Source organism: Vagococcus fluvialis bH819 (assembly GCF_900163795.1).
In the GTDB taxonomy this organism is placed as follows: Bacteria; Bacillota; Bacilli; order Lactobacillales; family Vagococcaceae; genus Vagococcus; species Vagococcus fluvialis_A.
Genome location: NZ_FWFD01000015.1, coordinates 235,964 through 261,457 on the forward strand (window position 1 = coordinate 235,964; position 25,494 = coordinate 261,457).

The window sequence follows — 25,494 nt, forward strand, 5'->3', positions numbered from 1 at the left end:
AATGAAAAATTTTAATATCCAAGATTATCTTGACGACGTGACGTTATTCTCAGCCAGTCAGGAAGAACCGCAGTGGATGCTTAATTTACGTCTTAAAGCCGTAGAAAAAATGAACACATTAGAGTTACCGCACATTGAACGTGTGAAAATTCACCGTTGGCCTTTAATGAATGTGGGAAATCTGAATGAAGAGATTTTAGGTAATCCAGTGATGCCTTCTTTTGATGAATTAGAAGACAATCCAATGATTATTCAAGGTCGTACAACCACTCTTTATGAACAAATGCCTGTAGAGTTATCTGAACAAGGTGTTATCTTTACTGATATCTTCACAGCAATGAAAGAACACAGCGAATTAGTGGAACAATATTTCATGACCAAAGCTGTGCCTATGGATGAAGATAAATTAACGGCTTTTCATGCAGCTATGTTAAATGGGGGCGTTTTCCTTTATGTGCCTAAAAATGTCGTGGTTAAAGATACCTTTGAATCACTCTTCTTCCAAAATATGGGAGACAATAGTGCTTGGGTGAAACATGTCTTAATAGTTGCTGAAGAAAACAGTGAAATTACTTACCTTGAAAGATTACAATCAGATGGTGAAACAAGTGAAAAATTATCAGCGAATATGGTCGTTGAAGTGATTGCTAAACCTGGTTCAAAAGTTAAATTTGCAGCAATTGATCGTTTAGGTAAAGACGTAACAACTTATATGAATCGCCGTGGGTACATCATGCGTAATGCCAGTCTTGATTGGGCATTAGGCATCATGAATGATGGCGATGTGGTGGCTGATTTTGATTCTGATTTAGTGGGTGAAGGCTCTCATTCAGAAGTGAAAGTCGTCGCAATCAGTTCAGGCCGTCAAACTCAAGGAATTGATACGCGTGTCACTAATAAAGCCTCTCATTCGATTGGTCATATTTTACAACATGGTGTAATTCGTGATCGCGGAGCGCTAACGTTTAATGGAATTGGTCATATTCTAAAAGGAGCGAAGGGTGCCGATGCGCAACAAGAAAGTCGTGTCTTAATGCTTTCTGATCAAGCAAGAGGTGACGCAAACCCAATTCTTTTAATCGATGAATTCGAAGTAACGGCAGGGCATGCTGCCAGTGCTGGTCGTTTAGATCCAGATGAATTGTACTACTTAATGAGTCGTGGGTTACCTCAAAAAGAAGCGGAAAGACTTGTTACAAGAGGTTTCTTAGGTTCAGTCATTACTGCTATTCCGGTTAAAAGTGTACGTGAAGAATTAGTTAAAGTGATTGATAGAAAGCTGGCTGACTAATATGCTAGACAAAAAAATTAAAGATGATTTTCCGATTTTATTTCAAGAAGTCAATGATGAAGCTTTAGTTTATTTAGATAGTGCGGCAACTAGTCAAAAGCCCAAACAAGTCATTGATTCATTGGTTTATTTCTATGAACATGACAATGCCAACGTCCATCGTGGCGTCCATACTTTAGCTGAAAGAGCCACATCAAGTTATGAAGCCTCTAGAGAAAAAGTTCGTCAATTTATCGGGGCAAACAGTACAAAAGAAGTTCTTTTTACAAGAGGAACGACCACATCGATCAATTGGGTCTCTCGCAGTTTTGGAGATGCCTTTGTGAATGAGGGAGATGAAATCCTGATTTCCCAAATGGAACATCATTCAAACGTGGTGACGTGGCAAGAACTAGCCAAACGCCAAGGTGCTAAGTTAGTTTATATTGACTTAACATCAGAAGGCGAACTCGATTTAGAGGATGCTAAAGAAAAGATCAATGAGCGCACAAAGATTGTCTCAGTGGCTCATGCGTCAAATGTTTTAGGTGTCACTAATCCAGTGAAAGAGTTAGCTCATTTGGTTCATGAATTTGGTGGCGTGATGGTGGTAGACGGTGCGCAATCGGTGCCTCATATGCCTGTAAATGTCGTTGAACTAGATGCAGATTTTTATGCTTTTAGTGGACATAAAATGTGTGGACCAACTGGGATTGGCGTTCTTTACGGCAAACAGAGCTTGCTAGAAAAGATGGAACCTATCGAATTTGGTGGGGAGATGATTGATTTTGTCTATCATGATCATAGTACATGGTCGGAACTTCCTTGGAAATTTGAAGCAGGGACACCAAATATTGCAGGTGCCATTGCTTTAGGAAGCGCCATTGATTACTTAACAGAAATCGGCATGGATAAGATCCATCAACATGAACAAGAGTTAGTGGATTATGTCTTACCGAAGTTACTAGCGATTGATGGTTTAACTGTTTATGGACCCAATGATCCGAAAAAACATAGTGGTGTGATAGCCTTTAATTTAGATGACGTTCACCCACATGATACAGCGACAGCCCTTGATATGGAAGGCGTGGCAGTTCGAGCAGGACATCACTGCGCCCAACCATTACTGAATTATTTAGATATTCAATCAACTGCTAGAGCCAGTTTTTATTTATACAATACCAAAGAGGATGCTGATCGCTTAGTCGCGTCGATCCTTGCAACAAAGGAGTTTTTCGCTAATGGCTTTATCTAAATTAGAAAATTTATATCGCCAAGTTATCTTGGATCATACCAATCATCCCCACAATAAGGGCAGTTTAAATGAGGCGACGAGTCAAATCGAATTAAACAACCCAACGTGTGGCGACGTGATTCAATTGCAATTACAAATTGAAGATGGCATCATCCAAGAAGTAAAATTTGATGGACATGGTTGCTCCATTAGCATGGCGAGTGCTAGCATGATGACCATGGCAATTAAAGGCAAGACAGAAAAAGAAGCCATTGAAATTGTGGGGAACTTTTTAGAACTTGTTCAAGGCGAAAAAATTGAAAATGAGAAACAACTGGGAGATGCCAGAATGCTTTCAGGTGTAGCGAAGTTTCCAGCACGAATCAAATGTGCAACCTTAGCTTGGAAAGCCTTAGAACGCGGTATCATTCAAGAAAACGAAACAACTGTCGAAGGACATTTACATACTGAAGAAAAAGGAGTGTAACCTAAATGAGTGAAGTACCAGAATTAGAAGAATATAAATTTGGTTTTCATGATGACGTCAAACCAGTCTTCAGTACAGGAGAAGGATTATCAGAAGACGTTGTTAGAGAAATTTCAGCTCAAAAAGAAGAACCAGAATGGATGCTGGAATTCCGTTTAAAATCATTAGAAGCATTCAACAAAATGCCAATGCAAAAATGGGGACCAGATTTATCAGATATGGATTTTGAAAAAATTAAGTACTACCAAAAGCCAAGTGATAAACCAGCCCGAGATTGGGATGATGTCCCAGATAAAATCAAAGAAACCTTTGAGCGTATCGGGATTCCAGAAGCAGAGCGTAAATACTTAGCCGGAGCTTCCGCCCAGTATGAATCAGAAGTGGTTTACCACAATATGAAAGACGAGTTCACTAAATTAGGCATCGTCTTTACAGATACAGATACAGCCTTAAAAGAGTACCCAGAAATATTCAAACAATACTTCTCAAAATTAGTGCCACCAACTGATAATAAATTGGCAGCCCTAAACTCAGCAGTATGGTCAGGTGGAACCTTCATCTATGTACCAAAAGGCGTGCGAGTAGATGTGCCATTACAAACTTATTTCCGGATCAATGCGGAAAACACAGGCCAATTTGAGAGAACACTAATCGTTGTTGACGAAGGCGCAAGCGTGCATTACGTAGAAGGTTGTACAGCCCCTACGTATTCAAGCAATAGTCTACATGCAGCTATCGTTGAAATCTTTACTTTAAAAGATGCTTATTGCCGTTATACAACCATCCAAAACTGGTCAGATAACGTGTATAACTTAGTAACTAAACGTGCCAGAGCCGAACAAGGCGCAACCATCGAATGGATCGACGGTAACTTAGGTGCTAAGACAACGATGAAATACCCAAGTGTCTACCTAGAAGGAGAAGGCGCGCGTGGAACGATGTTATCCGTTGCCTTTGCAGGAGCGAACCAAATCCAAGACACAGGAGCAAAAATGATTCACAACGCACCAAATACCTCTAGCTCGATTGTTTCAAAATCAATCGCTAAAGGTGGCGGTGAAGTGAATTACCGAGGACAAGTAACCTTCTCTAAAAATAGCCCAGGATCAATCTCACATATTGAGTGTGACACAATTATCATGGATGCTTTATCGAAGAGTGACACGATACCATTTAACGAAATTCACAATAGCCACGTGGCATTAGAACACGAGGCAAAAGTATCAAAAATCTCAGAAGAGCAATTGTATTATCTAATGAGTCGTGGCTTAACAGAAGCAGAAGCGACAGAGATGATTGTTATGGGATTTGTTGAACCATTTACGAAAGAACTTCCAATGGAGTATGCCGTTGAGTTGAATAGACTTATTGGGTATGAGATGGAAGGGTCAGTTGGGTAAGTTAATAATATGTGCTAGGAACGTTGATAATACAACATTCCTAGCCTTTTTATTTTATCTAAATGTGTGAGGGTCTGTGAAAAGGTCTGTGCATCAAGAAAATTGAGTCATTCTTTCAGATTCAAAGGTCATTGATTCTTTAAATAGCTTAGCTAGACCTGGTACATCTTCTTTAGATAATAGAGTAATGTATAAAGCTCTATCATCAACCTTAACAACCACAGGAGAGTAGCCAGTCATAAGAGCTAGGAAAATATTAATCATACGTCCAGTACGTCCGTTACCATCACTGAATGGATGAATACGTTCAAACTGGATATGACTTTCAGCCAATACCTCGGCAACATCATCAATATTTTTAGCTATCTCTAATCTGTAAAGAGTGTTATCAACCCATTGTAAGATTAAGTTAGGCACTTCATGAGGTTTAGCAGTCTCAAATGAAGCTCCTATGATAGCATTTTGAGTAGCTTTATATTGCCCTTTATCAAATTGAATACGATCCAATAGTAATTCATGTATCTTTTTAATCACTCGTTCAGTAAAAGGCTCATCATTGTTTAAAGCACTGATGATATAATCAAACGCTTGTTTATGATTTGCTACCTCGTAGAACTCACGCATCTTAATACCCTTTTCGGGGGCGATAATCGTATCTTCCAAGATAATAGAGACTGTTTCGGCTAAAGTGATTGTATTGCCTTCTATGGCGCTTGAATGGTATGCCATTCTTATCAATATATCATCTAAATAATCAGTTGATAGGTTCATTTTGTTTCATTCCTTCCTAAAATCCAACAAAGTTTGCAAACTTGCTAGCTGTTTTTTCTGCTTCTTCAGGCATTACATGGGAGTAAATTTCTAAAGTAATCTTAATATCCTTGTGTCCTAGTCGTTCACTCACTTCTTTAATAGGAACACCAGCTTGTAGTAAAATACTGGCATGGGTGTGCCTAAAATTATGCGGTGTGATTCTAGGTAGGTTGTACTTTTTTATTATGTAGTTTAACCAATCGTTGGCAACCTGGGGATAATATAACTCATTACGCTCATTGGTAAAAACGTATTGTTTGTCACTTGTGGTATTAAAGCCCATTTGGAAATACTCTTGACGTTGAATGCTACGCCATCTAGAGAGTACCTTGATTGTTTCATCATCTAAGCTTATATCACGCACGCTAGAGCTAGTTTTAGGCGTCTGAATGATAATGTTAAAGTGTTCGTCAATGGCTAACGTCTTGCCAATAGACACCGTTTTATTGAATAAATCAATATCCTCCCACTGAAGAGATAATATCCCACTCTTACGGCATCCAGTAAAAGCTAATGCTCTAAAGAAAGCTAAGTTTTTATAGTTGCCAAAGTCCTCTAAACATTCAAAGAAGTGTTGTAACTCATCTTTGGTGTAATACTCTAACTTCTTTTCTTCTTCCTTCTTACGTGGCAGAATCGTCTTAGCCATCGGATTACTCTTCATGATCTCCATAGCTTCACCATACCTCATAATTTGAGCTGCTACTTTTCTAAAGTATGGGTATTGCTTATAGTCTTCATACCAAGTATTAACAAGCTCCTGGCAGTAAACCACTGTAATATCATCTAGCTTCATATCTCCTAAATGAGGCAGTACATGACCTTCTACGAACCGTCTATTGGTTGCTATGGTAGATGGCTTAACGTTTAGTCTGTGCTGCTTTAACCACATATCATATAAATCCTTAAACGTCATGACTTTATTTTCATTGAACAAGCCATTTTCTTCTATATCTTTTAATAGATCAGCTAGAGCAATTTGAGCTTGCTTCTTAGTTTTAAATCCTTGTCGCTTACGGTAAACGTTCTTACCAGTCTTTGGGTTACGTCCTACATAAACATTAAAATAATACTGTGTCACGTTGTCTCTTGTTTTGTACGGTTTAATTTGAGTCATTTTTATCATTCCTATCTACCACCACGCCAATAGGGTTGTTTATTATAAGGATTTTTCCCACCATTCTATAAGAATTTCGTTATACTCTTTAGTTATTTCTTCTTTAGTTTTTTTATTAGGCGAAATAACTAGACTTTTGTCACCAAAAGGAGTTTCTATATATACAGAAATTTTTCTTTTTGAAATACTAGCAAAATTTTCGAGCTCTTTAATATTTCCTTCAACTAAGTTCATACAATCGTTTTTTATTTTAGTTTGGAAGGTCACTGATACATTGTTATAAATATCTTCAGTAAAATTTTTAAGGTTGTATGAATCAGTTAAAGTGACAATAACATCAAATTCTTTTGGAGCATTAGAATCATCTAAATCTTTTGATTGAAAAATATCAATTCCCATTAAGTAATTGTAATTTTTTTGAACTTTTTTTACAGAAATTTCGATAACTTTACGTGAATCGCCGAAAATATTTAAGTAGTCATGGGTAAATTGTAAAATTCTATCTTCATTATGACCGTAATCTTCGAGTTTAGATTGGAATTTTTTAAGATCCTCTATAGCCTCCTCACGATAATCAGGGATATAAGAATCATATTTCAAAATATATGGTGCATAATCAAAAAATTCATTAGGTGTTATATCAAAATAATTACATAAGCTATCTATTGTTTCTAATTGAATCATTTTACTTTCATTTTGGGAAATTGAAGTCAAAGTTGATCTCGATATATTTGTAGCTTCAAACACATCTGAAATCTTTATACCTCTTTCCGCCATTAAGATTCCTAATCTATTAATAATCATAATAAACCTCCTTAATATCTAATTGAATTGTATCATAATCACTCTAAATATAGCAAAAACAAAATTATAGTAGTTTATATTGACAAAAAGAATAAAAATACATATACTATCATTGTAGTGAAAACACTACAGTGGTATTGTTTTTAACTTTATGATATTGGAGGTGGTTAAAAAATGTTTGAACTTGATTTAGAAATGATTGCAAAATTAAGAGAAAGGAGAGCTAGAAAAAATATTACTTTAGGTAAAGCTGCTGAAGAAATTGGTATTAGCAGAATGACACTAGGGAAAATTGAAAACGAAAAGCTTCTTTCTGTACGCAAGACGGTCTATAAGAAGTTAGTAGATTGGTTGGTCAATGAAAAAGTTTATGGAAGAAGGTGATTAAATGGAACAAGTACAAATCGCTATATCTCACGAGCTATCTAGCGACCAGTTACAAGGTATCTATCAATCAGTCTATGAAGTAACGACCCAGGCTATAAAAGACGCTCGTAGAGATAGCAAGATAGACAATGATCTCATGTATTCCAAAGCAGAGCTAAGAAGATTCTTAAATGATTGTTCAGATGGCTATGTTGAGGAATTACTTGCCAAAGGTTTACCTAAAGGGCGCTCATTGTCAGAAAGAAAAACAGTATTTAGCAAAAGAGCCATTGAAGCATGGTTACTTGAAAATGAAGAAGAAAATTAAAGAATCACCACGCCAATACAGACATATTGCACAGACACAAAGGACAAAAGTAGTGACAAATAGTATTTTAACAGTGTTTCTATGTATTAATGATGAAGTCGATAGTTTAGTAGGTTAATTTTTGGGAGGTGAGAACGTGCAGAGAGTTAGAAGATTTTGGCTATTACTTGGTATGTATTTACTAGGAGCTTTTACTTATTCAATCAGTTTAGAGCTGCTATTAATTATAGTAGTGCCGTTAAGTTGTATTTTATTAATGTGCCATGATGAGGCTTCTTATAACAGAAAGGAGAATAGCAATGCAAAAGGAATACGCAGAATTTAAGCGATTAAAGAGGTCTATCATCAACAAGCTGGTATCAATTCAAGAGGGGGATAGATTGGACAGCTTCAGTGATAATATGCTTGATAATATTCGTAATAGTCAAATGTTCCAGGAAGCTATGGAAGAAATGCGAGAAGCGGAAAAGCTTGTTAATGAGTTGAATGAATACGAAGCTAATGAAGGTAAATTTGAATTTTAGGAGGAATAAGGATGAATGAAGAAACAAGTGTAAAAGAGCTGTTAAATGATTTGTGTGACGTTTTAGGTGAAATTGCTTTACTTGAAGAAGGTAAAACTTATGAAGCTAAGGTTACGGATTGTTTTGGAACTAGGATTGTTAATGAATCGGCGATAGAAAGAGCTAGATCATTATCTAATATTGCTTTAGAAAGTTATGTGATGCAGATACAAGAGATTTTAGGTTATGAAGATAAATAAAAATACGCTGCTAAGAGTTGGAGCTCTTAACAACGTGGGATAAATAGATTTTGCAAGCCTATTTATCCCTAGTATATCAAAAATTATGGTGAAATGGGGAAGGAAAATGAATAATAAGAAAATTGATCCAATAGAGGTAGTGGTGAACTCTATTGACTTATGGGGAGCAACTAAAGCCCTAAAAGAATTTGTAAGTCAAAATTTTAGCGAAGGAAATCCTTCATTAACAGAATTAGCTGCATTACAAGGGTTAGTTGCTTGTATTGAAGTGATGGCACAGAAAAATTCTGATGAAGTTACTAGCGTCTTAGGGTAGGTGATTGAATGATTTACATAGGGAAAGTAAAACCTTCACTTATGAATGAACCAATTAATAAAAGTGTGATTGAGTTCTTTAAGAATTATCAGACTTTAGAGTTAGATATACCAGGTGACAAGGAAGAGCAAAAAAGAATTAAAACATCTATCTTACAAGGGTTTATCAGTGGAGAAATGAAAGCATTAGTAAGAAATAATGACAATTTAATTTCTAGGGATTGTCTGATACTTGATTTAGATGATGTGGTTATTAATGAAGACGAATTAATAAAAATCATTCACGAAAAATTTAATAAGTTTCAGTATGTTTTATATCCAAGTATATCTCATGGTATTAAAGGAGTTCGTTATCGTTTAGTACTTCCTTTAGATGGTTCAGTGAATGAATCAGAATATAAGTTACTTGTTCATTATGCTAACAATATGATGTTAAAAGGAATTATCGGTCAGTCTGACAGTAGTAACGCTACATGGTCACAGATTATGTTACTTCCGACTATAACGCAGTACACAGGCAGCGAGAGTCTTATTATTAATGAGAGTGAGAAACAGTTACCAACGTTTCAATTATTAGATGGTGCCACTACCTGGAATAAACAAAATAAACCACAGCCACAAGGATATATTAATCCAAGTCGATTTAAACGTGGTGGGCGTCGTTATAGGAATGCTACTACAGAATTATTTGAGAGTTTAGTATCTGGATGTATCGAAGGTAATAGAAATAATCGTATAGCTCAAATCACAGGTGGATTACTAGCGAGAGCAGTAGATATTGAACAAGCGTATAAACTAATTTTGTTAGCAAATGATAATTTTGATGATCCTTTACCTATTGATGAAGTTAATAATACGTTTGAATCAATAGCAAAAAAGGAGTTGAGAGCCGATTGAATTTAGATGAATTAAAAGAAATGCAACAAGATAAGAAAAATAACCATTGTAACGTCATTATTGACTTCATTAGGTCAAGCTTTACCTCAATTAGTAGCAATGGGTATGGATTTACTTCTTAATTTAGTTAATGGGATTATTCAAAATATTCCTCAAATTGTTAGCTCAGTTCAACAGATATTAATAACTTTTGTTAATTCTATTACTGAAAACCTACCACATATCATTGAGACTGGGATAAAAATACTCTTAGGATTGGTTGATGGAATTACTCAACTATTACCAGAGTTACTTCCAGTTGCATTGAAAGCAATATTAACTTTGATTCAAGGGTTAATGAATGCAATCCCTCAATTGTTGAATGGTGCTGTTCAAATTGTTCAAGGGTTAGCTAATTTCATTGTTGAAAACTTACCAACTATTTTAGAAGCAGCGTTAAAGATTATTCAAGCATTAGTACAAGGTTTAATTGAAAACTTACCTAACATCATTTCAGCAGGTATTCAAATAATTACAACTTTAGTGACTTCTGTCATTCAGATGTTACCGAGTATTTTATCTGCAGGTTGGGAAATTATTAAATCTCTAGCCGGTGGTATTCTTGAAGCTATTCCAGCTGTTTTACAAGGCGCTTGGGATGGGCTTAAAAAAGGATTCTCTAGCGTGTGGGATGCTATCACAGGTAAATCTAAAGAATCTAGTGATTCAATAGCTGCAGATTCCACTAGGGCAACAAAGGCTTTGGAAACTGATTATAATAGAGCTAGTACTTCTGTAGCTACCTCCACTTCTAACTTAGAAAAAACAGTTCGTCAGAACAGCCAAAGTGCTACTAATTCGGCAGTTAATGAAGCTAGTAGAGCGAATAATAGTGTTAATAATAGCTTCTTGAATATGTCAAAAGGTGTAGGATCATCAACTAATGATGTAAAAAACAACGTTTCTAATAACATGCAACAAGCTTCTGCAACAGCTGCTAATGAATCTAGCAAGATGAACCAAAACGTTACAACTAACTTATCTAGCTTGAATAAAGGCTCAACGAATGAAATTAATAATATGAATAAAAGTATTAGTAATTCCATGCGAACAATGGAGCAGACAGCTTCTAGCTCAATATCTAAAGTATCATCTACTTTAAATAATGGGTTTAGAAACATTTCAAATACTAGTAGTAATGCTATGAGAAGTGTTGCAAGTGCTACAACTTCATCAATGAGTACAATGGTTTCAAGTTTTACAAGCGGATCTAGTAAAATGGTCAGTTCTTCAACTAATACAGCTTCCGGTGCTAAGAGGGCTTTCAGTAGCCTTCAGTATGAACTAAGAAGTTTAGGTTATTATGCTGGTATTGGTCTTGGGAATGGTTTATCTAGTTCATCTGGGTATATCTATTCAGTGGCTAATAGCATTGCGAATAATGTGGCTAGAACGATACAGAGAGCTTTAGACATTCACTCGCCTTCACGTATTACTACTTGGATGGGTGAAATGTTAGGTCAAGGACTTGGTAACGGTATGGTTAACATGTATAAATTCGTTGATCGTAAGGCTTCTGGTTTTGCTGATATTATCAAAGCTCAGAGTTATGACGCTTCTGCTTTAATGGCAGGCGATGCTAGTTTTACAGCTAGAATGGTTAATCGTGAAGAGTTGGAGCTGACAGATGATGTTAAAAATCAAGAGTTGACCGAACCAGAGTTTGAAGTTCACAACGAGCTTGTAGGTGACAAGATTTATACTTACGTCAAACGAAAAGAAGCAAGAGAAAATAATAAGAGCGATAGGTTAAAATAAAAAACAATATTGTTTTTATTAAGGTTATGAGTTATAATCTATATAGGTTTGAAACCACTTCTATTTTTACTGTTTTCTATCAATTAGTGTTAATCAAAAAATCAATTAAAAAAGACCAAGGAATGAATAGCTTAGTTTTATTCAGAGTAGCCGTGTACTTAAATGTATGCGGCTTTTTTTGTTATGCTTATTTGGGAGGAGGTGATTTTGATGGGGGTAAGACCACGGTAATGAAGATTTTTGAATATATTAATATCGGCGTGGTGGATTTAATTAGTCTGTGCAAAGGTCTGTATATGTCTGTAAAACTAGTTTAATCTATGTTAATGAAATCATGTTGAAACCTTGTATTATCAAGGTTAAATCAACTTATTACTACTTATTAAAACCCTTTAAATTAAGTGGAAGGCTCTGTAGGTTAAAACATTGGAAAAGAAAAGTGAATCACTTACTTCTCCAATGTTTTTTATTTTATCTAAAAAAACAAAAAAACTAAAAATAATACTAGTAAAATATCACTTGTGATTCTATAATCAAGGTGTTAGGTTTTTCAAATAAGGATGTGAGTTGATTGGATGAAAATCAATCAAATTTTAGAAAGGAAAAAAATTACAAGGAAACAAGATGAGATTAGAGATCTATTTGAAAACAAAAGAGTCGTTGAAGTGATTCCATCAAAGGAAAATAAACAAGAAAATTCAAATTTTAAGAAGAGAGTTGCAGCTTATTGTAGAGTTAGTACGTACGCTGAAACACAATCGGGAAGTTTTGAGTTACAAATACAAGCATATCGAGAAAAAATACTAAAGCATCCAGATTGGGAATTAGTGGACATTTATGCTGATCAGGGAGTTTCAGGAACTTCGATGAAGAAAAGAGATCATTTTAATCGGATGTTGGCTGATTGTAGGTTAGGTAAGATTGATTTGATTATAGTAAAAAGTATTAGTCGTTTTTCAAGAAATACGTTAGATTTTATTTCAGTATACAGAGAATTGAAAGCGTTTCCTATTCCAATTGGGATTCTGATTGAGGATTTAAATCTAAACACATTAGATAGAACAAGCGAAACAATTTTGGTCATGTTTAGCATTATCGCTCAAGGAGAAAGTGAGCAAAAAAGCGAAGCAATTACTTGGTCAATTATTGAGCGATTTAAAAAAGGATTACCGATAATTCCCACACACAATTTACTAGGATTTTATAAGGATAAGTTTGGGCAAATACAGATTGAAGAAACAGAAGCTGAGGTAGTTAGATTAATCTATCGAAATTTTTTGAATGGTGTTAGGGCTCAAGATATTGCTGAAATATTAATGAATAGCCATATACCAACTGCGATTGGAAATGAGAAGTGGAATGCTTCGTCAATTTATCGAATACTCCGGAATGAAAAATACTGTGGAGATGTACTGATGCAAAAAACATTTACAGTAGATTGTTTTAGTCATCAATCCAAGAAAAATAAAGGAGAGAAACCAAAATACCTTCTAAGAAATGGGATTCCTAAGATAATATCTAGGAAAGAATGGATAAAAACTCAAGAATTACTCAAAAATCCTTGTAAAGGAAAAAAGAAAAAAATAGAAACTATAGAAAAACCTAAATTTTATGTTCTCAAAATTAAATCTGGTATGTTTAAAAATTTTATTGTTTTAGATACCGAATGGTCACAATCTGAGTTAGAGAAAATTATACTTGAGGGAGACAATACTAATGACTAATTTAACATTTGATGATTATAATTTTGAAGTAATTAATATTGAAAATTCTAGGGAAAATTTGTTAACTATAAATAAAAATATGATGACGTTTGATCGTTCAATTGCGGAATGTTTAAAGTATGCGAGTCATATAAGACCGCTTCTCGATAGGGAAAACAAGATTTTTGCAATACAAGTTTGTCGTTCTGTTGCTAGTAAATCAGTTGCGTTTTCTAAACCAGAAACCAAACAAAAAGGCTCAGTGAAAATACAAGCGGTTGCTATTCGAAATGCTGTGCGTATGTTGATGAAAGACTTGTGGAAAGAAGATATGAGGTATCAGTTAGAAGGAACATTTATAGAAGATCATAAAGCGTTTGTTTTTGATTTAACCAAATATAAAGAATTGCCACCATTTAAGGTTGAACGGAAGGTATTAGATAGCGAATAAATTTAAAATAAAGCACAATCTAACATAAAAGAATGTGCTTTATTTGCCTTTGAGGATAAAGGAATGATTGGTCAATTATAATTTTAAAATTGATATTTAAATGGTATGTGCAATATATATTTTAGATATTATCTTCACAAAATTCGAAATAATAGTAAATTTGAAGTTATCTTCAAATAATGCCAGAATTTTTAAATGTTAAAGATATCCAATCAGAATCTTGACTAGTTGATGTAATATACTTGACTATGAAAAAATATGGTAGTTTTACGAGTATTCTTATTGCTAAGACGTTGATAAAAAAGTCTTATTTATTTTGGTTATATATGATATATGTGTTGCCACTACAATATCAAATCAATTTTTTATATAAAAAGGAGACTACTATGGATATTACAATTTCTGAAGAATATGAAGATTTAATTTACGAACCCATTAATTTAAATTTTAGAGGTCGTAGAAAATTTTATGTTTACTTAGATTATACAAGTGATGGAGAAACTTATTACTATGTTGGAAAAGGTACTGGAGATAGGGTTCTAAATGAAAAAAGAAATGATATACATGCACATTATAAAAAACAGAGAGGTCTAGATAGAAGAATTATTATTAATAATTTAACTGAGGATGAAGCATTTGATATTGAAAATCTTTTTATTTATTTCTCAATTCAATCAGGAGTATATTTGACAAACATAGTTATTGAAGAATTTCGTTTCAATAAGAATTATATATTTGATGAACTTTTAATGATTTATATCGACTGCTTAAAAGAAAGTTCATTTAATGATATTTGGATAAGTAATTTAGTAAAAAAATTAAATGAGTTTACACATATAGAAATAATAATAATTTTACTTGAGTCTTATTTGAATGTTGAGAAAAATAATTCGCGTCTTAATGATATAACAGCAATGCTAATTAAAGACTCAATAAAAAATGAAAACTATTTAAGTAGAATTTATTTAAATAGTGTAATTAAAGAAGTTGATAGTAGTTTAGAAGATAAAGAGTTTGATTCATTTTTGGCTGAATCTTTAAAAATAGCTAAATCTATAGAAGGATTGACTGATATCATTATTCAAAAGGATAGATGTATTAGTAAGCTTCAAAATAATTTACCAAGTACTTATTTGATTGTTAATTGATTAAGTTTAAGAATGCTACCATATAATTTTAGGAAAATTAATATTTATCACTCTTAAATTTAATGTGAACGAATCCACAAAAAAATAAATATGATTCCTTTGATAAGTAAAATAATAGGAATAAATTTTAACACTTTCATCTTCTTAAATCATTTAAATAGTAGCCCAAATAATAAGGCTGGTGCTGATAAAACAATAAAAATGATGCTACAATTCATTAATATAAGTACGATAGATAGAAAAATATCAAACAAATAAACAACTAGATTACAGCAAAGAAATAATCTGGCCAATAAAAAGGTATAAATGACATCTATTCATTCTTGACTTCCATTCACCCATCTTGTATCCTTTAAATACCGATAGTATGTTAAATCAGAAAGGCAGGATAATCATGGTGAGAGAGCGGAATCCAGAGAGGACACGACAAAAAATTCTGGATGTATCTCGTGAACTTTTTCTTGAAAAAGGTTATGATGATACGTCAATTCAAGATATTATTGATGGATTGGGTGGCATGACGAAGGGTGTCATCTATCATCATTTTTCATCTAAATTCGAAATTTTTGAAACGATAATGGCATCGAGTTCTAGTTCTACCTTAAAATTTGAAGGTGAAACAGGTTTTGAGAAACTTCAAAATGGGATAAAAATTTCTTTTGAAGATTTTGATAAGCAAGCGATTGGTTACTCTGCCACGGTGACGTTAAGAAGTCCTCGAATTTTAGGTGAGCAGTATTTAATGATTTTTGATGAGATCGTGCCAGAGCTTAAAAAAATTGTGGATGCTGGTGTGGAAGATGGTTCAATCAAAACGGATTTTCCAGAAGAAATTACTGAATTGATGATGTTGACTTTGAACTTATGGATTGGATTTCGTTTTGCCATTTTGTCTGAAGAGGAGTTAAACCGGAAAATGTTATTCTGTAAAAAAATGTTTGAAGGTTTAGGTGTTCCTTTGATTGATGAGGAAATTTTAGAGGAAACCAAGTTATTATTTAGTAAATTAAAAAAGGAATAGTATTAGTGCTATTTTTTTAAAACTATACATACCGACAGTATGTTAAAAAAGAAGCGAGGTTTAATTTATGGAAAAGTACAATATGAAATTATTATTAGGAAGCCAGTTATTTTCAGTGATAGGAACAGGAATGATTCAATTTGCAATCGCTTTATATGTTTTAGATTTAACGAAGTCAGCGTTGACTTTCAGCATTATAGCATCGATGGCGATTGTTGGAAAATTAATTTGTTTACCAATATGTGGCATTTTAGCGGATCGCTTGCCGAAGAAAAGTTTATTGTTAACGATGGATATTTCTTATGCCATTTTAACAGTGGGGCTAATTATTTTTAGTAAAGTCAGTCAGCCTATATTACCTATTGGGGTTATATTAGTGATTTTAGGATTGGTGTCAGCTTTTGAAACGCCTGTGGTTCAATCGACTATTCCATTAGTATGTAAGAAAGAAGAAATTCCTCAAGCAAATGGTATGGTAAGTTCTGTGGGAATTATTGGGAATATCATCGCACCGATTATGGGAGCTTTTCTGTATAATTTTAATGCCATTTCTAATGTGTTTTACGTGAGTATTTTTTGTTACTTATTAGCAATTATTTGTGAAGGGATTTTAAAATTAGAGAAGAGTAAAAAATCAACGTATCAAGGTAATGTTATTGAAATCGTCAAGTATGATACTAAGGAAATCTTATACTTTCTTAAGCAAAATAGTATTGTGGTAAAGATTTGTTTGATTGCTTTTTTATTAAATTTTTTAATGACATCATTTATTCAAGTACTAGTACCATACCTTGCCCGAGTCCAAATGCTGGTGAGTGATAAGCAGTTTGGTTTGATGAATATGATATTTGCGATTGGCGGCTTAGTTGGGGCGATTATCTATAGTGTGTTTGGCAAACAATTAATGAAAATTAGTTTAGTTATGTTGTTAAACATTGTGGCAATTTTATTCGGCTGTTTGGTCATTCCGTACTACTATTTATCGCAATTCGATAGTGCCTTTATGGTAATGGTTGCTTTTGTAACGCTTATCTTGTCTCTTGTGACGATGATTTCAATTCAGCTAGTTGTTTATGTTCAGTTAGTGACAGAACAAAAATTGTTAGGTCGAGTGATGTCTTTTGTCATGATTGTTTCAACGTTAGCAATTCCAGTAGGACAGGTACTGTTTGGATTTATCGGAAATTACTTAACACCTACTTTAACAGCAATTGTCTGTTTGGTTATTACTAGTTGTACACTTATTATTGCTTTTCTAAGTCGCAATATTTTTAGAACAATCCAAAAGACTTCCTTTGAAAATCAAACGACCTTGTCAATATCAAATGGGTGACTTTCAACTATTAGTTGATTGTTTCGATTTAAAAATCTTGCTATCATTTAATTATCAATAAAGAGTGTATGAGAGGAGTGCGGATGAAGTCGACAGTTAGTTTTAACTTAAAAAAATTTCGTAAGAAAAATAATATGACACAACAAGAAATGGCTCAGGCACTATTTGTTACGCCTCAAGCTGTTTCAAAGTGGGAACGGGAAGAGTCTCTTCCAGATATTTCCTTGGTACCACAAATTGCGAGATTATTTAATATTTCAATTTCTGATCTATGGTTGGAGGAAGCGCCGCTTAATACTCAAAGTTCTTTTGATCAGCTGAATCATTTATCTCACAGCTTGATTGATGATGATATGGTTGAAAGTCTGATTATCGAATTGGATCAAATGAGTCATGTGAGTGAATTGACCACAAGTTTTGATTTTTTTATGATACTTAATGATCAGCAAAAGGAGCAAGTAGTAACAGCAATTTTGAAGGTCCCTCATTCTGATGATATGGTTGAAGATTTTTATCATTATTTATCAGCTCATCAAAAAGAAAAAATGATCATTGAATTATTAGATAAGAAACGATATTTAGCATTAGAAGGTTTAATCCCTATGATGAGCCGTGTCATTAGAACGAGAGTCATGGAAGCAACAATTAATGATCATGCTTATGATTTTTTAGAAGAGTTATTCCCTTTTTTAAACTTCAGTCATAAAGAATTATTAATTGGATCTGTTAAAAATAAAAAACTATCTTATGGTGTGTTAGAAAATTACGTGACCTTTTTTACTGAAAGTCAACGCCAAGAATTATTATTATACGAGGAGGATTAACATGAATTACAAAGAACAGAAAGCGAAAGTTTTAGAAATGTTAAAAGAGGGTAAAATCAATCAAAGTGAAGCTTTAGATTTATTAGAATTAATCGGATCTCAAAAGGAGCAAGAGGTTCAAACGTCACCAGTTCAAATGGTTGTACCGGAAGCTCCACTTGACTTTTTTGGTAATGGACAACAATCTTTTTCTATTTCTCAAGAAGTCGTTAACTCTCAAATCAACTTGATTAAATTAATCGGTAAAAATAGCAAAGTATCAGTTCGCACTCATAAAGAAGCAACAATTGAAATTAATGGGTGGTATAAACCTATGCGAAATAGCGAAGCAATGATCAATTTTGAAGAGCAAAATAATAGCTATGTTTTAAATTATAATTTTCATGGAGTAAAATATTTAGGCTTTGATATTTGCGTCCCTGAAACAATGATTGATACTTTTTATGTTGAAAATAGTAATGCTGAAATTAATGTTTTAGGGACCGCAGCGAGACAACTAACGGTAATGACAAAGAATGCTAACATAATGATCGAACACTGTCATAGTCAAATATTAGTTGCCTCTACTAAAAATAGTTATATTGATCTTCGAAAAGTAGAAGGGAAAAAAATAGAATTAACAACAACTAATGCTAATATTAATGTTAAAAATCTTACATGTGAGCATGGAGAATTTATTACTAAAAATGCCGAAATTACGATTCAAGATAGCCAAATTATACGGAGTAATGTTCAATCTAAAAATGCAAAAATTTGGTTAGATTTATCGAATATTGAGTTTGATAATGAAGTTAAAAATTACCAAATCGAAGGAAGAACTACCAATGCTAATATTGAAATTTTTCTTCCTCGTGAAAAGATGGTGCCTTTTAAAATAAATGGTAGTACTAAGAGAGGTAGAATTAATACAGAAGGACAAGAATTGACGATTTTTGCTAGTGATAAGGGATATCTTAATGCAAAAAGCCAGACTTATGATCACTCAAAAGTAACTTTAGATTTAGATTTTCAAACAACAAATGGGAATATTAATGTGAAGGGTTACTAGTCAAACAGTTTTTTTATATAAATTGTTTTAGTAACTTAAATTTGATTTTTAGTTTTTCAATGTTATAATTCCTTTAATTATTATTAAAAAAGGAGCGTTCTAGGATGCATTATCTTGTAGTTGGAAGTGGTTTATTCGGAGCTGTTTTTGCTCATAACATGGCTAAAGAAGGTCATCAAGTAACAGTCATTGAAAAAAGAAATCATATAGCAGGTAATATCTATACAAAAGAAGTGTCAGGTATTCAAGTTCATCAATACGGGGCGCATATTTTTCATACTTCAAATAAAGAGATTTGGGATTACGTGAATCAATTTGCTGAATTTAATCATTTTGTTAATTCTCCTTTATCTATCAGTAAAGGTAATTTGTATAACTTACCTTTTAATATGAATACTTTTCATCAAATTTGGGGAGTTAATACGCCTAAAGAAGCGAAAGAAAAAATTAAAGAGCAACAAGAAGAATATAGTGGTCGTGTGGCAAAAAATTTAGAAGAACAAGCCTTATCTTTAGTTGGTAAAGATGTTTATGAGCTATTGATCAAAGAATACACGGAAAAACAATGGGGAAGACCATGTACAGATCTTCCCTCATTTATTATTAGTCGATTGCCTGTTAGATATACGTATGACAATAATTACTTTAATGATACCTATCAAGGAATACCTAAAGGTGGTTACACTCAAATCATTGATAAAATGCTATCACATGAAAATATCACTGTACATCTTGAAACAGATTTTTTTTCAGATAAAGATAAATGGTTAAATTATGGAGATAAGATTATTTTTACAGGAATGATTGATGAATACTATGGATATTGTTTTGGTGAATTGTCTTATCGCTCGTTACGTTTTGAGCACGAATTATTGACAGAAGAAAATTATCAAGGCAATGCGGTAATTAATTATAATGACTTAGAAGTTCCCTATACACGAATTATTGAGCATAAGCATTTTGATTTTGGTAAACAAAAAAAAACGGTGATTACGCGAGAGTATCCAACAAAGTGGGAAAAGGGTAGCGAACCTTATTATCCCATTAACGATCAAAAAAATACATTGCTTTATAAAAAATATCGAAAATTAGCTAGTGGAGATCATCGAGTTATTTTTGGTGGTCGTTTAGGAATGTATTGCTATTATGATATGCATCAAGTGATTAGAGCTTCATTACAATTATGCGAACAAGAAAAGACACGCTTAGAAAATTAAATCTAAGCGTGCTTTTTTGGATTAGGAAGTAAAACATTGACTATAAACCAATTTTTTTTATAGTCAATGGTCATAGTTCCATCGTATTTTTCAGCTATATAAGATACACTTTTTAGGCCATAGCCATGAAAAGCATTTTCTTTTTTTGTTGTTTTGGGTAAACCATTTTCAAAAGTAATGTGTTCTTCTGAATAATTTTCTATCGAAAAAAGAATGAAGTCGGCTTTTTCTAAAATGCGTAAATTAATTAATCGTTTTTCTTTATTTGTTGTTTTTAAAGTAGATTCAATAGCATTATCCAAGGTATTACCGAGTAAACTACAACTATCCATCACATCTAAAAAATTTAATAATGAGCCATCCGCAATGCAGGTTAAAGCAATACCATTTTGAATACAAAAAACATTTTTTCTTGTTAAAATGGTATCCATTACTGGGTTTCCGGTTTTAATAGAGGATTGATATTTTTGTATATCTTCTCTAATTTTTTGGAAATATTCTTTTCGTTTATCAGAATTAGTTTCCATTTCAATCAAATCAATTTTATGTTTTAAATCATGAAATTTTTGGTTGACTATTGTGGTACTTTCTTTATAGGCTTGATACTGTTCATATTGAGAATGAAAAACATTATGAATGGCAGAAAGTTCATTACGTAAGTAACTTTCGTAGCGTTGGTTTTCTTGGATATATATAATAAAAACCCCACATAAATTGGTTAGACTTCTGAAAATAAAAATAGAAAAAGAATCCCCAATGGCAAATTGTGTATCAGATAACATGAAACCAATATTACTCATGGTGAAAATAATGAGAGCTGTTAATCCAGCAATGACGACATCTCTTTGATGAATGGTCAACTCAATATTTTTTTTGTTTTTTGTCTCAAAATAATAATAAAGGAAACTAAAAATAATATATAAAATTAAAATAAAACTATACTGAACTATGGCGTTTTGTGTCGAGTAATCGAGGATGATGTAGCAATATAATTGCCAAGATAGTGAGGCAATAAATTCAGCAAAGATAAAAGCTTTACAAACATTATAAATGTTGGTCATAATATCTTTTTTTGTTGTTAGTTGTAAGGTTAAAAACATCCAAAAAACATTAAGAGACATACCGAAAATCCAAAAGAAAAGTGACCAGTTTCCAACAATTCGTTGTAATAGAACTTGTCCGATACCCATTCCAATCAGAATAGGAACAAACCAAGTGTTCCGATCATTTTTTTTTACTTGTAAAAAAATAACCAGACAGGCAAACCATTCAGCAATTGCGGTGAAATCGCGGGGAATATTAGGTAAGTTATCCATTAATTAACCTCACTTCCAATGTAATTTGTTAGAGCACTTAGAAAATCTTTTTTTCGTGGACGACTGACTTGTACATTGAACTTACCAAGATGAACAATATTTTTTTCAATCCCAGTTACATGTTTTAAATTAACAATATAGCCGTTATTACAGCGATAAAAATCATCTTCAGCTAATTGTTCTTCAATTTTTTTCATAGAATCAAGGATTGTTAAAGTATTGTTAAGTAAGTAAAAGTTCAAATAATGACCTTCACTTTCAATATAATAAATATCATCTAAATGAATTTTTCGATACCCAGAATTAACTTTTAAAGTAATTGATTTCTTTTCGTTACTAGCCAGTTTAGACACAATTTTTGTAAAGTGTTCTTTAAAATTAAAGTAACTAATTGGTTTTAATAAAAAATCTCTAGCATTGACTGAATAACCTTCAATTGCCCATTGGACATAATTAGTAACAAAAACAATAATAATTTTATCATCCATTTTTCTAATCTTCTTAGCCGCGGTCATCCCATCCATTAATGGCATTTCAACATCGAAATAAATCATATCAAAATTAGCAGCATATTTATCAACAATTTGGACGCCGTCTGAAAAGGTAGTGATATCAATTGGAATATTAAATTCCTCACTATATTGGTTAATACATGAAATAAGTCTATTCTGCTCGTCTTGGTTATCTTCAACAATGGCTATTTTCATATTTAAACTCTCCCTTAAGTAGTTTCACTAACATAATTATAGGGAACTAGAAAGATAAATCAACATAAATTCATTAGAAGTGACAGGATATGAATGAAAACACTCAAGATATGAATAAAATATTTGCTAGCGCTTTCCTAAATGATAGACTGTATTTAATCAAAAATCAGGAAAGTAGGGTCAGCTTCATGTTAAAAAATAAAACAATTATTGATCAGTTAACTTTAGAACAAAAAGCGTCACTCTTGTCAGGAAAAAACACATGGGAAACATACGATATTCCAGGCTTGTTCCCATCTATGTTTTTATCAGATGGACCTCACGGTGTCAGAAAGCAATTAGGTGAAGCGGATCATCTTGGTTTAAACGAAAGTGTCCCTTCAACTTGTTTTCCAACAGCTGCTACATTAGCAAATAGTTGGGATGAAAATTTACTTGAAAAAGTCGGTGAATATTTAGGTAGAGAAGCAAATCACTTAGGTGTCCAAGTTTTATTAGGACCTGGTTTAAATATTAAAAAGAACCCAAAATGTGGACGAAACTTTGAATATTATAGTGAAGACCCATATTTTTCAGGTAAATTGGCAGCTGCTAGTATTCGTGGCATTCAAAAAAATCAAACAATTGCTTGCCCTAAACATTTTGCAGTTAATAGTCAAGAATATCGAAGAATGGCATCTGATTCAATTATTGATGAAAGAACATTACAAGAAATTTATTTGACAGGTTTTGAAATTGCAGTAAAAGAAGGACATCCAAAATCTATAATGTCCTCTTATAATTTGATTAATGGAACGTATGCTAATGAAAACAAAAAATTATTACGTGATATTTTAAGAGATAACTGGAAGTTTGATGGTTTTGTTGTATCTGATTGGGGTGGCGATAACGATCATACACAAGGTGTTATTAATGGAAGTCACTTAGCTATGCCATCTCCTGGTGTCAATGGTCCAATTGAAATTGTAGAATCTGTAAAATCAGGCAAATTACCGGAAAATATTCTGAATGAACGGGTGGATGAGTTACTAAGCGTCATTTTGACTTCAACAGCAATGTCAAAAGAAACAGAAATTGTTGATTGGAAAGAACACCATCAAGTAGCAAAAGAAGCAGCTATGAAAAGTGTTGTGCTACTTAAAAATAGTGAGCATATTCTACCAATTGATATAACAAAAAAAGTTGGGATTATTGGAGAGTTTGCTAAAAAACCTAGATATCAAGGTGCGGGTTCTTCTGTGGTGAATCCTAAACAACTAGAAAATACGTTAGAATTAGTAGCTGATTATCCAATTAATTTTGTAGGGTTTTCACAAGGATTTGAACGTGGGAAACAAGTCAATGAAACATTAGAGAAAGAAGCAGTGGCACTTGCAGAAACTAGCGATATCATTCTTTTATATGTTGGTCTAGATGAAATTTTAGAAAGTGAAGGAATGGATCGTCCTCATACTCAAATGCCGAATAATCAACTTAACTTGATTAAAGAACTATCAAAAACTTCAGCTAAAATAGTGGTTGTTTTATCTGCAGGAGCCAGTATGGAAATGCCTTGGTTGGATCAAGTAGATAGTGTTTTACATGGCTATCTTGGTGGTCAAGCAGGAGCAGGAGCGATGTTAGAAGTAATTACTGGCAAATATAACCCATCAGGAAAGTTAAGTGAGACATACCCTATCTCTTATAAAGATGTTTTATTTGGAGAAGAGTTTCCTTATAAAGGAAAATATGCTTATTATAAAGAAGGAATTTTTGTAGGTTATCGTTATTATGATCGTGCTAAAAAAGAAGTATTATTTCCTTTTGGATTTGGCTTGAGTTACACACATTTTAAGTATAGTCAGTTAGAGGTTCAATCGAATGACGTGATTTTTAAGATGACCAATCAAGGAACATGTGAAGGAACAGAAATTGCCCAATTGTATATCGGGAAAAGTGATAGTCAAATTAGTCGCGCAGAAAAAGAATTAAAAGGTTTTGTTAAGGTTAGCCTGTTGCCAGGTGAAACAAAAGAAGTAAGAATTTCATTAGATGATAAAGCTTTTCGCTACTTTAATGTTGATACTAATCAATGGGAAGTTGAATCTGGTAATTATCAATTAATGATGGGTGCTAGCTCTAGAGATATTCGCTTAGTGACTGATATTGTCAAAGAAGGAACAGAAAGTCAGTTACCAAAAAATGAAGAAAAACTTGCTAAATTTAAAACGAGTCATTTTTCAGATTTGGAATGGGTCGATTTTGAAAGATTGTATGGTCAAAAAGTACCAGTAGAAGTTACTAAAGGACGCCAGTTACTACATGCTAATAGTGTGATTTCTGAGATGAGCCAAGCAAAAAATCCTTTAGCCAGGTTAGTTAGACGGATTATTTATAACTTGATTAAAAAAAGTGAGAAAAAAGGCGAGCCTAATTTAAATCTATTATTCATTTATAATATGCCATTTAGAGCAATTGGGAAAATGACAAATGGTATGGTGAGCCAAGAAATGGTAGATAAAATTGTTCATATGGTAAATGGGCATTTCTTTTCAGGTTTAGGTGGGTTATTCAAGGCTTATAAAAAGAACAAAAAACAGACCAAAGAATTTATGAGATAGGTAAGTGGGAGAATTATGATGACTGAAAAAAAAGAGAATAAATTAGTTATGAGCGTAAAAAAGTATAAAAAAGAACATCCGGATATGTATGAATTCATTATGTTCAACATAATGAGTAATGTAGCGACAGTAACCAATTTTGTAGTATTATGGATAGGAACTGGATTATTATTTAAGCAGTTAGCACAAATTGATTTTCATTGGTTTATTTTTAACTATAGTGAAGCTCAAGGTGGTTTAGGAGGCTTTTTAAGCTTCTTACTAGCATATATTTGTGCTCAAATTGTTAACTTTATTGTTCAAAGAAAAGTTGTTTTTTCTGCAACTGTGGAAATAAAAAAAGTTCTACCTTGGTATATTGGTACTGTAGTGGTTGCGGGATTAATCTCTGTTTGGTTACCACCTTACGTTATTAAATTGTTGACGCCATACACAGGTGCTTTCTCAGCAACGATTGCCAATGTAGTAAATATTATTATTCAAGTATTAATAAATTATCCTATGATGAAGTTTAAGATAATGAAGAAAGGGTAAA

26 protein-coding genes and 1 pseudogene are annotated in these 25,494 nt (G+C 33.0%); 22 read left to right on the forward strand and 5 right to left on the reverse strand.

Going from position 1 to position 25,494, the window contains the following annotated elements; translation table 11 throughout:
- Nucleotide 1: 1 nt before the first annotated feature.
- Genes sufD through sufB form a run of 4 tightly spaced genes read left to right on the forward strand, consistent with a single transcriptional unit; the run spans nt 2 to nt 4,391 of the window.
- A complete protein-coding gene (sufD, locus tag FM121_RS10730; RefSeq protein ID WP_086952163.1) occupies nt 2-1,291 on the forward strand; it encodes a Fe-S cluster assembly protein SufD in 1,290 nt (429 codons plus the stop codon).
- A 1-nt stretch (nt 1,292) separates the two neighbouring features.
- Nucleotides 1,293-2,525 carry a cysteine desulfurase gene (locus FM121_RS10735; RefSeq protein ID WP_086952164.1) on the forward strand — a complete coding sequence of 411 codons (1,233 nt, stop codon included), beginning with the start codon at nt 1,293-1,295 and terminating at the stop codon, nt 2,523-2,525.
- Nucleotides 2,512-2,991, forward strand: a complete 480-nt coding sequence (gene sufU, locus FM121_RS10740; protein WP_086952165.1) for a Fe-S cluster assembly sulfur transfer protein SufU — start codon at nt 2,512-2,514, stop codon at nt 2,989-2,991. Before FM121_RS10735 ends, sufU begins: the two co-directional genes overlap by 14 nt.
- Nucleotides 2,992-2,996: 5 nt before the next feature.
- A complete protein-coding gene (sufB, locus tag FM121_RS10745) occupies nt 2,997-4,391 on the forward strand; it encodes a Fe-S cluster assembly protein SufB (RefSeq protein ID WP_086952166.1) in 1,395 nt (464 codons plus the stop codon).
- Between the two features lie 93 nt (nt 4,392-4,484).
- Here sufB and FM121_RS10750 read toward each other — a convergent pair whose 3' ends face one another.
- Genes FM121_RS10750 through FM121_RS10760 form a run of 3 tightly spaced genes read right to left on the reverse strand, consistent with a single transcriptional unit; the run spans nt 4,485 to nt 7,125 of the window.
- Nucleotides 4,485-5,162, reverse strand: coding sequence for a Fic family protein (locus FM121_RS10750; protein ID WP_086952167.1), 678 nt, complete (start codon nt 5,160-5,162; stop codon nt 4,485-4,487).
- A gap of 16 nt (nt 5,163-5,178) precedes the next feature.
- Nucleotides 5,179-6,321, reverse strand: coding sequence for a site-specific integrase (locus tag FM121_RS10755; RefSeq protein WP_086952526.1), 1,143 nt, complete (start codon nt 6,319-6,321; stop codon nt 5,179-5,181).
- A 42-nt stretch (nt 6,322-6,363) separates the two neighbouring features.
- Nucleotides 6,364-7,125: a helix-turn-helix domain-containing protein gene (locus tag FM121_RS10760; protein ID WP_086952168.1), complete on the reverse strand. Its 762-nt coding sequence runs from the start codon at nt 7,123-7,125 to the stop codon at nt 6,364-6,366.
- A 174-nt stretch (nt 7,126-7,299) separates the two neighbouring features.
- Here FM121_RS10760 and FM121_RS10765 point away from each other — a divergent pair, with 174 nt between their 5' ends.
- The 16 genes and pseudogenes from FM121_RS10765 to glf all read left to right on the forward strand — a co-directional run bounded on the left by FM121_RS10765 (nt 7,300) and on the right by glf (nt 20,336).
- A complete protein-coding gene (locus tag FM121_RS10765) occupies nt 7,300-7,509 on the forward strand; it encodes a helix-turn-helix domain-containing protein (protein ID WP_086952169.1) in 210 nt (69 codons plus the stop codon).
- Between the two features lie 4 nt (nt 7,510-7,513).
- Nucleotides 7,514-7,819 (forward strand): hypothetical protein, encoded by a 306-nt coding sequence (locus tag FM121_RS10770; RefSeq protein ID WP_086952170.1) that lies wholly within the window; start codon nt 7,514-7,516, stop codon nt 7,817-7,819.
- Nucleotides 7,803-7,937 (forward strand): hypothetical protein, encoded by a 135-nt coding sequence (locus tag FM121_RS14675; RefSeq protein ID WP_256958449.1) that lies wholly within the window; start codon nt 7,803-7,805, stop codon nt 7,935-7,937. The genes FM121_RS10770 and FM121_RS14675 overlap by 17 nt, the downstream gene beginning before the upstream one ends.
- Before the next feature lie 181 nt (nt 7,938-8,118).
- Nucleotides 8,119-8,343, forward strand: coding sequence for a hypothetical protein (locus FM121_RS10775; protein WP_086952171.1), 225 nt, complete (start codon nt 8,119-8,121; stop codon nt 8,341-8,343).
- 11 nt (nt 8,344-8,354) lie between these two features.
- A complete protein-coding gene (locus tag FM121_RS10780) occupies nt 8,355-8,582 on the forward strand; it encodes a hypothetical protein (protein WP_086952172.1) in 228 nt (75 codons plus the stop codon).
- A 106-nt stretch (nt 8,583-8,688) separates the two neighbouring features.
- Nucleotides 8,689-8,898 (forward strand): hypothetical protein, encoded by a 210-nt coding sequence (locus tag FM121_RS10785; RefSeq protein WP_086952173.1) that lies wholly within the window; start codon nt 8,689-8,691, stop codon nt 8,896-8,898.
- Between the two features lie 8 nt (nt 8,899-8,906).
- Entirely contained in the window at nt 8,907-9,794 is an 888-nt protein-coding gene (locus FM121_RS10790; protein WP_086952174.1) for a primase alpha helix C-terminal domain-containing protein, read from the forward strand.
- Between the two features lie 87 nt (nt 9,795-9,881).
- Nucleotides 9,882-11,591, forward strand: a pseudogene (locus FM121_RS10795) (tape measure protein); the annotation flags it as partial.
- Between the two features lie 575 nt (nt 11,592-12,166).
- Complete coding sequence (locus tag FM121_RS10800) at nt 12,167-13,315, forward strand: recombinase family protein (RefSeq protein ID WP_086952176.1); 1,149 nt, start codon at nt 12,167-12,169, stop codon at nt 13,313-13,315.
- Entirely contained in the window at nt 13,308-13,745 is a 438-nt protein-coding gene (locus FM121_RS10805) for a hypothetical protein (protein WP_086952177.1), read from the forward strand. The genes FM121_RS10800 and FM121_RS10805 overlap by 8 nt, the downstream gene beginning before the upstream one ends.
- Nucleotides 13,746-14,131: 386 nt before the next feature.
- A complete protein-coding gene (locus tag FM121_RS10810; RefSeq protein WP_086952178.1) occupies nt 14,132-14,893 on the forward strand; it encodes a hypothetical protein in 762 nt (253 codons plus the stop codon).
- A 394-nt stretch (nt 14,894-15,287) separates the two neighbouring features.
- Nucleotides 15,288-15,914 (forward strand): TetR/AcrR family transcriptional regulator, encoded by a 627-nt coding sequence (locus FM121_RS10815; protein WP_086952179.1) that lies wholly within the window; start codon nt 15,288-15,290, stop codon nt 15,912-15,914.
- 67 nt (nt 15,915-15,981) lie between these two features.
- Entirely contained in the window at nt 15,982-17,247 is a 1,266-nt protein-coding gene (locus tag FM121_RS10820; RefSeq protein ID WP_086952180.1) for an MFS transporter, read from the forward strand.
- 83 nt (nt 17,248-17,330) lie between these two features.
- A complete protein-coding gene (locus tag FM121_RS10825; RefSeq protein WP_086952181.1) occupies nt 17,331-18,071 on the forward strand; it encodes a helix-turn-helix transcriptional regulator in 741 nt (246 codons plus the stop codon).
- A gap of 1 nt (nt 18,072) precedes the next feature.
- A complete protein-coding gene (locus FM121_RS10830; protein WP_086952182.1) occupies nt 18,073-19,119 on the forward strand; it encodes a DUF4097 family beta strand repeat-containing protein in 1,047 nt (348 codons plus the stop codon).
- 104 nt (nt 19,120-19,223) lie between these two features.
- Nucleotides 19,224-20,336, forward strand: a complete 1,113-nt coding sequence (glf, locus tag FM121_RS10835) for a UDP-galactopyranose mutase (protein WP_086952183.1) — start codon at nt 19,224-19,226, stop codon at nt 20,334-20,336.
- Between the two features lie 2 nt (nt 20,337-20,338).
- Here glf and FM121_RS10840 read toward each other — a convergent pair whose 3' ends face one another.
- Nucleotides 20,339-21,652: a sensor histidine kinase gene (locus FM121_RS10840; RefSeq protein WP_086952184.1), complete on the reverse strand. Its 1,314-nt coding sequence runs from the start codon at nt 21,650-21,652 to the stop codon at nt 20,339-20,341.
- Nucleotides 21,652-22,359: a LytR/AlgR family response regulator transcription factor gene (locus FM121_RS10845; protein WP_086952185.1), complete on the reverse strand. Its 708-nt coding sequence runs from the start codon at nt 22,357-22,359 to the stop codon at nt 21,652-21,654. Before FM121_RS10845 ends, FM121_RS10840 begins: the two co-directional genes overlap by 1 nt.
- A 188-nt stretch (nt 22,360-22,547) precedes the next feature.
- Between FM121_RS10845 and FM121_RS10850 the strand changes: the two genes are divergently transcribed.
- Both FM121_RS10850 and FM121_RS10855 read left to right on the forward strand, forming a co-directional pair.
- A complete protein-coding gene (locus FM121_RS10850) occupies nt 22,548-24,959 on the forward strand; it encodes a beta-glucosidase (RefSeq protein WP_086952186.1) in 2,412 nt (803 codons plus the stop codon).
- 18 nt (nt 24,960-24,977) lie between these two features.
- The gene (locus FM121_RS10855; RefSeq protein WP_086952527.1) at nt 24,978-25,493 is read left to right on the forward strand and encodes a GtrA family protein; all 516 of its coding nucleotides are present in this window, start codon (nt 24,978-24,980) and stop codon (nt 25,491-25,493) included.
- Nucleotide 25,494 lies beyond the last annotated feature (1 nt).